Raw genomic sequence first — 14483 nt, 5'->3', positions numbered from 1 at the left:
TCAAGCCGATATCGGGCTTATCCCCGCCAGCATCCCGGCTTCCGCGCCCTGTGGGCAGATGAGATGGAGCCGCCCCGGCGCGACGCGCGCGGCTGGCCGCCCGGTGATCCGGGCAATGCCGGGAAGGTCGACCAGCGCTTCCTCCGCCACCGTCACCCGCACGCGGCCGGCTTTGGCATCGGCGGCGCGGATATTGCCGGCGCCGCCCAGGAGGGGCAGCAGATCGGCGGCCAGCGCCGGATCGGGGGCGGAGGCGTTCGTCGGAGTAGGCGCCGGAGCAGGGGGCGGCGCCATGGCGGCCGGCGCGGCGGCGGCATGCGGCATCGCCAGCCGGCCGCGTATCTCGCCGGCCACCTGATCGGCGACCGGGCCGAGCACCACCTGCAGGCCGCCGCCGTCCAGCCGCAGCACGCCGCGCGCGCCCAGCGCCTTCAGCGCGGCTTCGTCCGCCGCGCGGTTATCGGCCAGCACCAGCCGCAGCCGGGTGGTGCAGGCATCCACCGTGCGCAGATTGGCGGCTCCGCCGAGCGCGGCGACATAGCCGCTCGCCCGATCGGCGGCCGGGTCGCCTTCGGCCGCCTGCGCGGGCGCGGAGGCAATGTCACGCCCCGGCGTCTTCAGGTCGAAGCGGCGGATGCACCAGGTGAAGGCGGCATAATAGATCGCGAAATAGGCGGCACCCACCGGCAGCAGCATCAGCGGCCGCGTCGCCAGCCCGAAGTTCAGCAGATAATCGATCAGGCCCGCCGAAAAGCCGAAGCCCAGCCGCACGTCCAGCAGGTCCATCACCACCATCGCCACGCCGGTCAGCACGGCATGCAGCGCGTAGAGCAGGGGGGCGAGGAAGATGAAGCTGAATTCGATCGGCTCGGTCACGCCGGTCAGGAAAGAGGTGAGCGCGAGGCTGAGCAGCATGCCGCCCACCGCCTTGCGCCGTTCGGGCAGCGCGGTGCGATACATGGCGAGGCAGGCCGCCGGCAGGCCGAACATCATCACCGGGAAGAAGCCGGACATGAAGGCGCCCGCTGCCGGATCGCCCGCGAAGAAGCGCTTGAGATCGCCGGTCGCGCCATGGAAATCGCCGAGGATGAACCAGGCGATGTTGTTCAGGATATGGTGCAGGCCGGTGATGATGAGCAGCCGGTTGAGCGCGCCATAGATGAACAGGCCGACGCTGCCCGCGCCCACCACCCATTCGCTGAGGCGGGCGATGGCGCCCGCGATCCAGGGGAAGCCCAGGCCGAACAGCGCCGCGCCCACCAGCCCGGCGCAGCCCGCCGCGATCGGCACGAACCGGCGCCCGCCGAAGAAGGCGAGATATTCCGGCAGCTTGATGTTGGAATATCGGTTGTAGAGCCAGCCAGACGCCAGGCCGGAGAGGATGCCGGCCGGCACGCTGAGCCGGGCCAGTTCCTTCGCCTTCCACGCGGCGGCGGCAAGATCGCGCGCGGCGGGATCGGTGAAGGCGGCGGTGGCGTCCGCCGGCACCGCCAGCAGCGATTTCGCGCCCTCCATGGTGACGAGGAAGCAGACGCCGCCGGCAAGGCCCGCCGCGCCATGATTCTCCCGCGCGAGGCCGATGGCGATGCCGGCGGCGAACAGCAGGCCGAGATTGGCGAAGATCGCATCGCCCGCCGCCGCGATGAAGGGCAGGTTCAAAAGATCCGGCTGGCCCAGCCGCAGCAGCAGGCCGGCGACCGGCAGCACCGCGACCGGCAGCATCAGCGCGCGGCCCAGCGGCTGGAGGGCGTCGATACGCAATTTCATCACGCGGCTTCCCTGATGGCGCGGGTGGCGAGGCTGCGCACCTCGGCGGCCGTGGCGCAGGCGAGCGCCGCTTCCGCCAGCCGGCGGGCCTCGTTCATGTCGATGCGGCGGATCGCCGCCTTCAGCGCCGGGATGGCGGCGGGCGTGGCGGAAAGCTCGTCCAGCCCCAGGCCGATTAGGATCGCGGCGGCCAGCGGATCGCTCGCCATGCCGCCGCATGCGCCGATCCAGCGATCGTGCCGGCGGGCGCCGGCCACGGCGGCGGCGATCAGGCGGAGCACGGCGGGGTGGAGGCCGTCGATCATCGGTGCGGTCGCCGCGTTGCCGCGATCGGCGGCCAGCGCATATTGGGTGAGATCGTTGGTGCCGAGCGACAGGAAATCCGCGTCCGCCGCCAGCCCATCAGCCAGCATGGCGGCAGCGGGCGTTTCCACCATGATGCCCAGCGGCGCGCGCGGGGCGCCGGTTTCGGCCACCGCCTCGTCATAAAGCGCGCGGGCGCGGGCGAATTCCGCCCGGTCCACCACCATCGGCAGCATGATGCGGCACTGCGCCGCCGGCACGCCGCGCAGGATCGCGCGGAACTGCGCCTTCAGCAGATCCGGCCGCACCAGCGACAACCGGAGGCCGCGCTGGCCGAGCGCGGGATTTTCCTCCGCCGGCATCGGCAGATAGGGAACGGGTTTGTCGCCGCCTATGTCCAGCGTGCGCAGGATCAGCGGGCGGCCATCCAGCCGGCGGGCGATTTCGGCATAGCTTGCCGCCTGCTCCTCCTCCGACGGCGCATCGGCGCGGTCGAGGAACAGGAATTCGGTGCGCAGCAGGCCGCAGCCCTCGGCGCCGGACGCCACGGCGCGATCCGCTTCTTCGGCGCTGGCGAGGTTGGCGAATATCTCCACCCGCATGCCATCGGCGGTGCGGCCCGGCTCGCTGGCGGCGGCGAGGTTGCGGGCATGCGAGGCGCGCTCGCGATCGATCCGCTCGCGCGCATCGGCGACGGCCCGATCATCGGGCGCGACGACGATCCGTGCGGCGGCGGCATCGACGATCATGACGGTGCCGGCGGGGATGGCGAGCACGTCCGCGCCCGCCGCCACGATCATCGGCACGCCCGCCGAGGCGGCCAGGATGGCGACATGCGACGTCGGCCCGCCGCGCGCGGTGACGATCGCCGCCAGCCGCGCGGGATCGAGCGCCATGAACTGCGACGGCAGCAGTTCGTCCGCGATCAGCACCGCGCTTTCGGGCGGGGCGGGCGCGGCCGGGACGGGAACGCCGGCGATGGCGGCGATCACCTGCCGTTCGATATCCTTGAGATCCGCCGCCCGTTCGATCAGCAGCCGATCGCCCGTCGCCTCGATCGCGGCGACCTGCGCGGCCGTCGCCGCCCGCCAGGCGAAGCCCGCGCTCCGCCCTTCGGCGATCGCGGCCCGCGCGGCATCGATCAGGTCCGGGTCCTCGGTGATAGCCCGATGGGCGATGGCGATCTCGGCGCCCTTGCCGTCCTTCGGTTCGTCCAGCCGGGTCCGCACCCCGGCCAAAGCGCGATCCAGCGCCTCGGTCTCCTGGTCCGCGCCGCGACCGTCCTCGGCCACGGCGATATCGGCCACGACGAAGGGGAAGGCCGTGCCGATCGCGAAGCCGGGCGCCGCCATGGTCGCGCCCTGCACGGCCGGTGCGAGGGCGCTGGGATGAGCGGGGGGATCGCCGGCCTCGCCCATGCCGCCTTCGACCAGGGTGGCGATCGTCGTCACCGCCGCGCGGGCATCATCGCCGCGGGCCGAGATCAGCAGCCGGTCGCCATGGCGCAGGCCCAGCCCGAGCATGGCGACGGTGCTGCGCGCGTTCGCGTTTCGCCCGTGCGCCTCGAACCGCACCTCCGCCACAAAAGGCTTCAGCGCCGCCGCGATCCGCGCCGCCGGCCGGGCATGGATGCCGTTGGCGAGCGGAACCGTCACCTCGCAGGACGCGCTGTCCTCGCTGACGGGGGTCGCTTGGCGAACGGTGCCGACGGCCTCCACCGTCATCAGCGGATCGCCGGCGGCCACCGCGCGATCGGCGGCCAGCACGGACACGGCATAGCCTTCGTTGGCGATCAGGATCGGGGTGACGAGGCTCTTCGCGCCATCGGCCACCTGATCGAGATCGACCGCGATCAGCGGATCGCCGGCCTTCACGGCCTGCCCGTCCGCGACGCTGGCCGTGAAGCCGCGCCCGCCGAGCGCCACGGTTTCCAGCCCGATATGGATCAGCAGCTCCGCCCCGTTGGCGAGCCTGAGCGTCACCGCATGGCGGGTGGGGGAGACGGCGATCACGGTCGCGTCGCAGGGCGCGCGCAGCACGCCATCGACCGGATCGATCGCCACGCCATCCCCCATCATCCGTTCGGCGAAGACGGGATCGGGCACGGCCTCGATCGGCAGCGCCCAGCCGGCGAAGGGGGCGCCGATGGCGATCATGCTCACCGCTCGGCCTCCAGTGGCGCCGTTTCCAGCCGCACGGCGGCGATGCCCCACATCGGGTCCGGCCCATTGGCGGTGTAGGTGAAGCAGAGATCGTGGCGGCCGGCCATAGCCGGCAGATCAGTGCGGAGCGTGGTGACGCCGGGATTGCCCGCCGCCGGCGCGAGCGGCAGCATCGCAATCCTGCGCCCATCGCACCCGTCGACCCGCACCTCGAACTCTCCCTTCGCCGTCGCCGGCCTGGCGAAGCGGATCGTGTCCCGATCCGCGCCGAGCTGGAAGTTGAACGGTATCTGCCCGACATCCAGCGCGATCCGCGTCACGCCGTCCATCGCCGCCGCTTCATATTTCCAGCAGGGATTGAGGATATCGGTGAGGAATGTCGCGCGCGGCCCCGCCGCCGGGGCGTCATCCTCCAGATTGAGGACGAGCTTGTCGGTGCAGGTATGGAGATCGGCGGTCGTCCGCGACCGCAGATCGGCGGCGTCGATGCGCCGGTCGATCGCGCCCGGCAGTGCCCGTCCGTCGCGGAACGCCTTCGCCCGGAGCCGCGCCGGCACCGCGAGATCGAGTGGTCCGGCATAGAGCGGGGAGGCCGATCCGGGTGCCGATCCGTCCAAAGTGTAGCGTATTTCCGAACCGATCTGGTTCGCAATCCGCACCCGCGCTTTGCCGCCTTCGCCGACGTCCATTTCGGCCTGCGGCGCGAGCGCGCTGGTCGCGGCTTCCAGCCCCAAGGGTTTCAGCCGGTCGAGCTGCGGCAGCAGCCGGCCGACGAAGCCCTGGAAATCGCTGGCGCCCGCCCGCGACCATCCAAGCTCCGCAATGGCCGATGCGCGCGGGAACATCATCCACGCGGCCCGCGCCTCGGTGCGGGCATGCTCAGTCCACAAATTGCCCTGCACGCCCAGGATATGATGCTGCTGATCCGCCGTGAGCGACGCGGGCGCGGGATCGAAGCCATAGACATCCGCCAGCGTGATGAGCTGGCCGCGCCCCGGCGGCTCGGTCGCGGCGGTCCCCTGGCGGTGGTTCAGATAGAGGATGGGGGCGGGGGATAGCACGGTATCGTGCCCGAGCTTCGCCGCCGCCACCGCGCCTTCGATGCCGCGCCACGACATCACGGTCGCATTGGGGGCGAGCCCGCCCTCCAATATCTCGTCCCAGCCGATCAGCCGGCGGCCATGGGCGTTCAGGAAGGTTTCGATGCGGTGGATGAACCAGCTTTGCAGGGCGGCCTCGTTCGCTACGCCCAGCGCGCGCATCCGCGCCTGGATGGCGGGCGACTGGCGCCACTGGTCCTTCACCGCCTCGTCCCCGCCGACATGGATGTAGGCGGAGGGGAAGAGCGCCATCACCTCGGTCAGCACGTCTTCCAGGAAGCCAAAGGTGCTGTCGTCGACATTGTAGAGCCAGGGGAAGACGCCCCAGTCGCTTTCCGCGCCCGGCGTCGCCGGCACGCCCGATCCCAGCTCGGGATAGGCGCGGATGGCGGAGAGCGCGTGGCCGGGCATCTCGATCTCGGGCACGACGGTGATCGCGCGCGCGGCGGCATAAGCGACGATCGCGCGCACCTGATCCTGGGTGTAGAAGCCGCCGGTGCGGGGCAGTTCCGGCGCGCCGGGCGCGGAAGCGGGCGTCCGCCACGCGCCCACTTCGGTGAGCTTGGGATATTTGCGGATTTCCAGCCGCCATCCCTGATCGTCGACGAGATGCCAGTGGAAGCGGTTGAGCTTGTGCGCGGCCATCCAGTCGATCAGCCGCATGATGAATTCGGGGGACTGATAATGGCGGGCGCTGTCCAGCATCAGCCCGCGCCAAGCGAAGCGGGGGGCATCGTCGATCCGGACGGCTTCCACCGTGCCGTCGCCGTTCGCGGTGGCGAGCTGCCACAGGCTGATCGCGCCATAGAGCAGACCGGCATCGTCGCTTGCGCGGATCACCGCGCCCTTGCCCGAAATATCGAGGTGGTAGCTTTCGGCCGCCATGCCGCGCGCGCGGACGAAACGGATGGCGCCGCCCGAGGCCAGCGCCGGGCGGAAGCCGCGCGTGGCCAGCAGCAGATCGCCCAGCCGATCGGCGGCGTTGCGGGCACCGGCATCCCCATGCGGCACGGCCATGCCGCTCGCCGCGGTCAGGCGGAAGCTGCCCTGCGCGGGCGCCACCGAACGGGGAAGGGGAAGGATGGGCAGATCGGCCGCGTTCGCCGGCATGGAAGCGGCGGTCGCGGCCAGCAGCATGGAGCCGAGGGTGAGATGCTGCGCGATGCGATTGGGAAACACGGATCGGCTACCCCGAAAAAGAAAGTGGGCCGGGTTATCATACCCGGCCCAGGGCAGGGGTCAGTATTTGAAGCGGGCGCCGAAATAGAACTGGCGGCCGTTGTCGTAGATGCCGCGCGGCCGCACGGTGGTGCCCGAATATTGCTCGATCTTCTGGTTGGTCAGGTTGATCGCGTCGGCGGTGATCGCGATATTCTCGGTCACGTTGACGCTGACCGAGGCGTCCAGCGAGGCCGTGGACTTCTGGTTCAGCGGCACGCCGCGATCGATGTTGACGAAGAATTTCGAACGGTAGGTGTAGGACAGCCGCGCCGACAGCACGTCATCCTCATAATAGCCGGTCAGGTTGTAGGTGTGCTTGGAATTGCCGGGGATCGCCTGGCCGTCGTCCGCCTTGGCGTCCGAATAGGTGTAGTTCACGATCGCGCCGAAGCCGTGCCAGATCGGGCGCGAAACCTGCAGCTCGAAGCCCTTGTTGGTGCCGCCGCCGCCGTTCGACGCGCGGTTGATGGCGAATTCGCAATTATAGAGGTTGGGGTTGGTGCCCGGCGCCGGCACGCAGCGATCGCCGTTGGGCGTCGCGGTTTCCACCGGATAGACCTCGAAATGCGTCTCGTTCACGATGTAGGACTGGATGTCCTTGTAGAACAGGGCCGCCGCCACGATCGTGTCGCGTTCCGGATACCATTCGAACGAGATGTCATACTGGTTGGCGCGGAACGGCTTCACGTCCGGATCGCCGCCTTCGCCCGAAAGCGCGCCGGGGTTCAGCGTCACGCGCGGCAGGATGTTGGTGTAATCCGGCCGGGCCATGGTGCGGCCGGCCGCGAAGCGGACCACCATCTTGTCGTTGAGATCGATGCTGAGGTTCGCGCTGGGCAGGATATCCGTATAGGACCGCTTGGCGCTTACCGGCAGATAGGTGCCGAACGGATTGTCGATCGCGCCGGGCGTTTCGGGCAGCACGCCGATCAGGTTGGCGTCGGTCGTCTGATCGGTGCGGATCACGCGGACGCCGAAATTGCCCTTCCAGCCTTCGCCGCCCAGCTTCGCCATGGCGAAGCCGCCATAGGTCTTCTCGTTGATCGAATAATTGTCCGACGGCAGCGGGATGCGCTGGCGCACGGATTCGGGCTGGCTGAAATAGATGCTGTCCAGCTTCTTCTGGTCCACCTGCCAGTAGCGGCTGAAGGTGCCCGGCAGCTTGATGTTCTTCAGGAAGTTGCCCGGCGTCAGCTCGCCCGCGAAATCGGCGGACGTGCAGGGGCCGCCGTTGCAGCCTTCGGCCGCCAGCGGCATGTAGAAGCCGCCATAGGTGGTGGCCATGAAGGTGGCGTCGCGATCATGGTTGGTGAACTTGGCGCCCACCTTGATCGCGTTCAGCACGCCCATGTCCAGCTCATGCTCGTAATCGGCATAAGCGTAGAATTCCTGATCCTTGTTGCGGATGCTGTGGAACGACGCGAAGTCGAAGATCATGTCGTTCGGATCGGTCGGGTCGAAGCCGGCGAAGCTCACCTGCGGCGTCCTGCCGGTCAGGTCGAAGGTGAAGCTGCCCGGCGCGCCGCCTTCGTAGAAAGGCTGGTCCTTGGTGGCGCCGATCGCCTTGGTGTAGCCGATCTGGAAATGGGCGGTGCCCCGGTCGGAGGCGTGCCACACCGCATCGAAATCGGCCGACCAGGTATCGGTATAGGCCTTGCGCGAGATCGCGTCGAACACGGCGGCGCGGCCGGTGGTGCCGTTGTCGGCGGAGGTGATGGTGCCCTTCACCACGGTGCCGTCCACCACGGTGGCGTCGGTCAGCGTGCCGCCGCCGCCCAGCGCGTTATCGCCCCAGGCCATGAAGTTCTGGTTGAAGTTGTTGGCGTTCAGGCGCGAATAGAGCCCGGTCACGTTGATTTCCAGCGTGTCGGACGGGCGGAACTGCACCGCCAGGTTGCCGCCGTAACGCTCGCGATCCTGGGTGAACAGCGCGGACCCGATCAGGCCCGGCACCAGCGCGTCGCCGGTCGGCTGGCCGACGGGGGTAATGTAGCTCAGCACCTCGACGCCATCGCGGCGCAGGCGGCGCTTCTGGTAGACGCCGCCGACGAGCACGCCGAAGCTCTCGTCGTCATTCTTCCAGCTGAACATGCCGGAGAATTGCGGGTCGAACTTGTCGGCGCGTTCCGAATAGACCATCTGCGCGGAGCCGGAGATGGAGAAGGCATCGAGATCCAGCGGACGGCGCGTTTCCACGTTGATCGTGGCGCCGACGCCGCCTTCGTCCAGATCGGCCATCGGGCTCTTATAGACTTCCAGCTTGCCGACGATTTCGGACGGCAGCATCAGGAAGTTGAAGCTGCGGGTGGCGGCCTGCTGGTCGAGGATGAACCAGTCGGCCGTGGCGATGCCGTGGCCGTTCAGCAGGGTGCGCGTCAGGTTCTTGTCGGTGCCGCGCACGTTGACGCGCTCACCTTCGCCATATTCGCGATTGATCACCACGCCGGGCACGCGCTGCAGCGATTCGGCGACGTTCCTGTCGGGGAACTTGCCGATATCCTCGGCCGAGATCGCGTCGACGATCACGTCGGAATTGCGCTTCGTCTCGATCGCGGCGGCCTGTGATGCGCGGATGCCGGTGACGATGATGTCGTTATCGGCGGTGGCCGCGTCCTGCGCGTGGGCGGCCTGCCCGAACGCGATCAAGGCGAGGATGCTGGCTGAATTTCTGAAGAATCGTCCGGTTGTCATCTGCTCTTCCCCTTCCCCGGCATCTCGCCTTTGCGATAATGCCAATTTGCTACCAATGACGTACCAATAAGCAGACCATCCGTCAGACCAATGCGTCGGTCAAGTAGCATTCTTACAATTTTTTGACGGATGGCGTGTTTTTCTGCTGGCAAATGGTATTTCATTGGTCTTATAGCTCTGACAAGCGGAAGGGCAGGGAGCCGAAGAAGGATGAGCCTGGCGGAACAGATTGGCGCGCTGGATGCGCACGGCCGGGCCCCGCTCTACCAGCGCCTCCAGGATGCGCTGCGCGGCGCGATCGAGCAGCAGCTCCTGAAACCGCAGCAGGCGCTGCCGCCGGAGCGCGATCTGGCCAGCGACTTCGCCGTTTCCCGCATCACCGTGCGCAAGGCGCTGGACGGGCTGGTGGCCGAAGGGCTGCTCAACCGGCGGCAGGGGGCTGGCACCTTCGTCGCCGGCCGCGTTGAAAAGCAGTTTTCGAAGCTGTCGTCCTTCTCCGAAGACATGGCGACGCGCGGCCGCACGCCTTCCAGCAAGTGGCTTTCCCGTTCCGAAGGCGCCGTGACACCGGATGAATCGCTGACGCTGGGCCTGAGCCCCGGCACTCGCGTCTATCGCTTCGCGCGTATCCGCTATGCGGACGATCTTGCCATGGCGCTCGAATATTCGACGATCGCCGGCTACGGCCTGCCGTCGCTCGATACGGTCGGCGTGTCGCTTTATTCCGCGCTGGACGAGACCGGGAACCGGCCTGTGCGCGCGCTGCAGCGGCTGCGCGCGGTGCTGTTCGATGCGGAGCGGGCGGCGCTGCTGGGCATGGAGGCCGGCGCGCCGGGCCTGTTCATCGAGCGGCGCGGTTTTCTGGAAGACGGCCGTGCGATCGAGATGACGCACAGCTGGTATCGCGGCGATGCCTATGATTTCGTGGCCGAACTCAACGCACTGGCATGATGAACCCTGAACAGACCCTGATGTTCGCCGAAGCCGGCGAATCCGCCGCTGTCGTCACCCGCCAGCGCGCGGCCAATGCCGAGGCGCTGGCTGCCATCGCCGATCGGCTGCGCGGGCGCCCGCCGCGCGCCGTGCTGACCTGCGCGCGCGGCAGTTCGGACCATGCGGCGACCTACGCCAAATATCTGATCGAAACCCGGCTGGGGCTGCTGGTCTCCTCGGCCTCGCCATCGGTCAGCTCCGTTTATGGAGCGGCGCAGCGGCTGGACGACATGCTCGCCATCGCCATCTCGCAATCGGGCAAGAGCCCGGACCTGCTCGCCACGGTCGAGGCCGCGAAGCAGGCGGGGGCGGCCGCGCTGGCGCTGGTCAACGTCGCCGATTCGCCGCTGGCCGCGCTCGCCGACGATGTCCTGCCGCTCCACGCCGGGCCGGAGCGCAGCGTCGCCGCCACCAAATCCTACATCGCGACGCTGGCCGCGATCGCCGATCTGGTGCGGGCCTGGTCCGGGGACGCCGGCCTGGCCGCGGCGCTCGACAAGCTGCCCGATCTGCTGCGCAAGGCCTGGGCGTGCGACTGGTCCCCGCTGGTCGATGCGCTGGCCGATGCGCGCGGCCTGTTCGTCGTCGGCCGGGGCATCGGCCTTGCCGTCGCGCAGGAAGCCGCGCTGAAATTCAAGGAGACCTGCGGCATCCAGGCCGAAGCCTTCAGCGCCGCCGAGCTGAAGCACGGGCCGATGGCGCTGGTCGGCCCCGGCTTCCCGCTGATCGTGTTCCGCCAGTCGGACGAAACCGGCCCCGGCGTCGATGCGCTGGCGGCCGAGATGGCGGCGCGGGGCGGCCCGGTGTTCATCGCCGGCGGCGAGGCGGCGGGCGCCACGCCCCTGCCTTCGATCGAGGGCGATGCTGCGATCGAGCCGCTGCTCCATATCCAGTCCTTCTACCGCGCCGCCAACGCCCTGTCGGTCCGTCGCGGCTTCGATCCCGACAAGCCGCCCCACCTCGCCAAGGTGACGGAGACACTGTGATGACGGTCGCGCTTGTCAACGGCCGCATCCTGATCGATTCCGCCTTTGTCGGAGGCCAGGCCGTGCTGATCGAGGCCGGGCGCATCGCCGCGATCGCCGCCGAGGGCGATGTGCCTGCCGATATGGAACGGCACGATCTTGCCGGCCAGCGGCTGGCGCCCGGCTATATCGATCTTCAGGTCAATGGCGGCGGCGGCGTGCTGTTCAACGACATGCCGACCGTGGAGGGCATCGCCGCGATCGGCGCGGCGCACCGCCGCTACGGCACCACCGGCTTCCTGCCGACGCTGATCAGCGACGACCTTTCCGTGGTCCGCGCCGGTGTCGCGGCGGTGGAGGCGGCGATCGCGGCCGGCGTGCCGGGCGTGCTGGGCATCCATATCGAAGGGCCGTTCCTGAACGTCGCCCGCAAGGGCATCCACAACCCGGCGAAGATCCGCGCGCTGGACGAGGACGGCATTGCTGCCGTCACCGGCCTTCGCCACGGGCGGACGCTGGTGACGCTGGCGCCCGAAAAGACCACGCCCGCCATCGTCCGCCGGCTGGTGGAAGCGGGCGTCGTGGTCGCGGCCGGGCATACCGCCGGCACCTACCGCCAGATCCGCGACGCGCTGGATCAGGGCATGTCCGGCTTCACCCACCTGTTCAACGCGATGTCGCCGCTTACCTCGCGTGAGCCGGGGGCGGTGGGCGCGGCGCTGGAGGACGAGGCGGCATGTTGCGGCCTGATCGTCGACGGCCGCCATGTCGATCCGGTGACGATGCGCCTCGCGCTTCGCTGCAAGCCGGCCGATCGCTTCGCGCTGGTGACGGATGCGATGCCGACGGTGGGCATGGCGGAAAAGAGCTTCGTGCTGCAGGGACACCGCATCACCGTGGTCGACGGCGTGTGCGTGAACGAGGACGGCACGCTGGCCGGATCGGACCTCGACATGGCGCGCGCTGTGCGCAACGCGGTGGCGATGCTGGATATCGGCGCGGAAACCGCGATCGGCATGGCTTCGGACACGCCGGCCCGCTTCCTGGGCGTCGCTGCGGATCGCGGGCGGATCGCCCCCGGCCTCGCCGCCGATTTCGTGCTGCTGGACGATGCGCTGAACGTCGCCGGCACATGGATTGCCGGCGCGTTCGAGGCGGCCTGAGGCGGTAATCCGGCCCGCCGGATCGCTCCGGCAGCCCTTTAGCCGATGGTTGTGATCGGGTTGCTGCCGTCCCACGCCCTCGCGGCGGCGGCACCGGCGACGATCATCTCGCGCATGCCCTGGCCCTGGATGAATTCGTAGAGCACGCCCGTTTCGCCTTCGGGTTCGAGATAGGCGACATTGGTGGCGGGATTGCTCGCCTCGAACACGGTGCTGAGCCCGTTGGCGGATGCGCGGGCGACGGCATCGCCCAGATCGTCCACCACCCAGGCGATATGGTGGATGCCGAGGATCGGGGTGCCATCGGCATTGCGATAGGGCGAGGGCGTGGCGTTGGTGGCCTGGATAAGCTCGATCTGGACATCGCCCTGATAGGATAAGGCGACATCCATGGTGACGATGCCTTCCACCCCGCGATAGCGGCCCTGAAGGCTGACATTGCGGAACACCGTCCACGGGCCGACGCCGAGCTGGGCGATCCAGCGGGCGATGCCGCGATCGAGATCGTCGACGAGATAGCCGATCTGGTCGATCGGGCCGAACAGGGCCTTGGTCATGCAGTCGCCTTTCGTGCGGGAAGGCGGGCGGCATGCGCGCCGGCGCGCCGCCCGAAGAAGGATGCTTCGCCCAGGCAGGTGCCGGAGGCATAGCCGTTGCTGTCCTGCGCGATGTTCGACGCGCAGGCGCCGGCCGCGTAGAGGCCGGGGAGGGGCGTGCCCGCCGCATCCAGCACCTCGCCATCGACGGACACCCGCAGCCCGCCCAGCGTGAAGCCGGTATAGACGGCGCGGCCGAACGACAGGTCGAAGGCGGCATAGGGGCCTTCGTCGAGCGGCTTCAGCCATTTCGGATGCTTGTGGAAATCCGGGTCAGCACCATCGGCGGCGTGCCGGTTATATCCGGCCATGGTGGCCTGCAGCGATCCTTCGGGCAGGGCCAGCCCGGCCTCCATCTCCGCCACGGTGGCGAAGCCGTCGATGAGGCGCTGGTTGGTGAGCGAGGCGAAATGCGGATAGCCGAAGATCGCCGCATCGACGACGAGATAGACGATGCCGTCCGGCTGGCGGGCGGAGAAGATGCCCGAGCGGCTGTGATAGGAATCCTCGGCCACGAAGCGCTGGCCGTCGCGGTTGACGAGTATGCCCTTCAGCAGGTTTTCCGGCGGATAGAAGGGCGAGGTGAGGAAGGCTTCGTCCATGTGGATGAGGGTGCCGCCGGCCGCGGCCCCCAGCCGGATCGCCAGCCCATCGTCATGCGGGCTGCCCTGCACATAAGCGGACGCCAGTATCGGCACATGCCGCGCCACCATATCGGGGTTCTGGCCGAAGCCGCCGCCGGCCAGCACCACGCCATGGCGGGCGCGGACATGCACCGGCTCGCCAAAGCGGCGGGCCTGGACGCCGACGATGCGATCGCCTTCGCGGATCAGGGCTTCCACCTTGCAATCGGCCATCACCGTGGCGCCCGCAGCTTCGGCGCGTTCGGAAAGGATGCGGAGCGCCAGCGCGCCGCCGCCTTCCTCGCCCTCGAAGGCGACCTTGTGGCCGCGCGGCGCGGGCTTCGCCATGTCGCGATAGGGCCAGACCTGCTCGTTGCCCGTCCAGATCAGGCATTCGCGGCCGGGCTGGACGACGTTCTTCTGCGGATAATAGCTGCGATCGAAGGGAACGCCCTGCGCCTCCAGCCAATCGAAATGGGCGACGCTGCCTTCGCTGTAGAGGCGGATCTTTTCCCGATCGGGATCGAGGGCGACGGCCTCCAGATAACGGGCCATTTCCGCCGGATCGTCATCGAAGCCGCAGGCCTGCTGCACGGGCGTGCCGCCGCCGAGATAGAAATGCCCGGCCGCGGCGGACGTGCTGCCGGTGCCGCCGCTGGTGCGTTCGACGATGATGACCGAGGCGCCGGCGGCGCGGGCTTCCAGCGCGGCGCAGGCGCCGGCCATGCCGAATCCCATGATCACCACATCGGCCGTGGCCGACCAGTCGGATACGGTGGCGGCATCGATCAGAAGGGGCGGGTGATCGCCCTGCCGGCTGGTGCTCATTTCGTGCCTTCCCCTCTCGCCCGGTTCTGGATGAATTATGGTGGACTGTTAGTATAGTCAAATTCAAGGGC

9 protein-coding genes are annotated in these 14483 nt (G+C 68.8%); 3 read left to right on the top strand and 6 right to left on the bottom strand.

The genetic code is table 11. The features are described 5' to 3' along the window. From nagE to G432_RS02420, 4 genes are read right to left on the bottom strand one after another with little or no spacing between them, the layout of a single operon-like run. On the bottom strand, positions 1–1767 hold the full coding sequence (gene nagE, locus G432_RS02435) for an N-acetylglucosamine-specific PTS transporter subunit IIBC (RefSeq protein ID WP_015457226.1): 1767 nt from the start codon (positions 1765–1767) through the stop codon (positions 1–3). Continuing rightward, a complete protein-coding gene (ptsP, locus tag G432_RS02430) occupies positions 1767–4226 on the bottom strand; it encodes a phosphoenolpyruvate--protein phosphotransferase (RefSeq protein WP_015457225.1) in 2460 nt (819 codons plus the stop codon). Before ptsP ends, nagE begins: the two co-directional genes overlap by 1 nt. 2 nt (positions 4227–4228) lie before the next feature. After that, complete coding sequence (locus G432_RS02425) at positions 4229–6511, bottom strand: family 20 glycosylhydrolase (RefSeq protein WP_015457224.1); 2283 nt, start codon at positions 6509–6511, stop codon at positions 4229–4231. Positions 6512–6571: 60 nt separating this feature from the next. Then, positions 6572–9199: a TonB-dependent receptor gene (locus G432_RS02420; RefSeq protein ID WP_015457223.1), complete on the bottom strand. Its 2628-nt coding sequence runs from the start codon at positions 9197–9199 to the stop codon at positions 6572–6574. A gap of 255 nt (positions 9200–9454) precedes the next feature. Here G432_RS02420 and G432_RS02415 point away from each other — a divergent pair, with 255 nt between their 5' ends. Genes G432_RS02415 through nagA form a run of 3 tightly spaced genes read left to right on the top strand, consistent with a single transcriptional unit; the run spans position 9455 to position 12365 of the window. Further along, positions 9455–10195 carry a GntR family transcriptional regulator gene (locus G432_RS02415; RefSeq protein ID WP_015457222.1) on the top strand — a complete coding sequence of 247 codons (741 nt, stop codon included), beginning with the start codon at positions 9455–9457 and terminating at the stop codon, positions 10193–10195. Continuing rightward, positions 10192–11223, top strand: a complete 1032-nt coding sequence (locus tag G432_RS02410) for an SIS domain-containing protein (RefSeq protein WP_015457221.1) — start codon at positions 10192–10194, stop codon at positions 11221–11223. The genes G432_RS02415 and G432_RS02410 overlap by 4 nt, the downstream gene beginning before the upstream one ends. Continuing rightward, positions 11223–12365: an N-acetylglucosamine-6-phosphate deacetylase gene (gene nagA / locus G432_RS02405; protein ID WP_015457220.1), complete on the top strand. Its 1143-nt coding sequence runs from the start codon at positions 11223–11225 to the stop codon at positions 12363–12365. The genes G432_RS02410 and nagA overlap by 1 nt, the downstream gene beginning before the upstream one ends. A gap of 38 nt (positions 12366–12403) precedes the next feature. Here the strand turns inward: nagA and G432_RS02400 are convergent, their stop codons facing one another. Together G432_RS02400 and G432_RS02395 are read right to left on the bottom strand one after the other, a co-directional pair. After that, positions 12404–12922: a VOC family protein gene (locus G432_RS02400; protein WP_015457219.1), complete on the bottom strand. Its 519-nt coding sequence runs from the start codon at positions 12920–12922 to the stop codon at positions 12404–12406. Next, entirely contained in the window at positions 12919–14412 is a 1494-nt protein-coding gene (locus G432_RS02395; protein WP_015457218.1) for an FAD-binding protein, read from the bottom strand. The genes G432_RS02400 and G432_RS02395 overlap by 4 nt, the downstream gene beginning before the upstream one ends. Between the last annotated feature and the right edge of the window lie 71 nt (positions 14413–14483).

This window comes from Sphingomonas sp. MM-1, from assembly GCF_000347675.2.
Taxonomy (GTDB): Bacteria; Pseudomonadota; Alphaproteobacteria; order Sphingomonadales; family Sphingomonadaceae; genus Sphingomonas_E; species Sphingomonas_E fennica.
Note: the sequence above shows the minus strand (reverse complement) of the source record. Positions and strands in the feature narration are given on the sequence as shown.

Coding starts and splice junctions, on each gene's coding strand:
- G432_RS02415 (WP_015457222.1), top strand. CDS start 9,455: ATGAGCCTGGCGGAACAGATTGGCGCGCTGGATGCGCACGGCCGGGCC.
- G432_RS02400 (WP_015457219.1), bottom strand. CDS start 12,922: ATGACCAAGGCCCTGTTCGGCCCGATCGACCAGATCGGCTATCTCGTC.
- G432_RS02410 (WP_015457221.1), top strand. CDS start 10,192: ATGATGAACCCTGAACAGACCCTGATGTTCGCCGAAGCCGGCGAATCC.
- nagA (WP_015457220.1), top strand. CDS start 11,223: ATGACGGTCGCGCTTGTCAACGGCCGCATCCTGATCGATTCCGCCTTT.
- ptsP (WP_015457225.1), bottom strand. CDS start 4,226: ATGATCGCCATCGGCGCCCCCTTCGCCGGCTGGGCGCTGCCGATCGAG.
- G432_RS02395 (WP_015457218.1), bottom strand. CDS start 14,412: ATGAGCACCAGCCGGCAGGGCGATCACCCGCCCCTTCTGATCGATGCC.
- nagE (WP_015457226.1), bottom strand. CDS start 1,767: ATGAAATTGCGTATCGACGCCCTCCAGCCGCTGGGCCGCGCGCTGATG.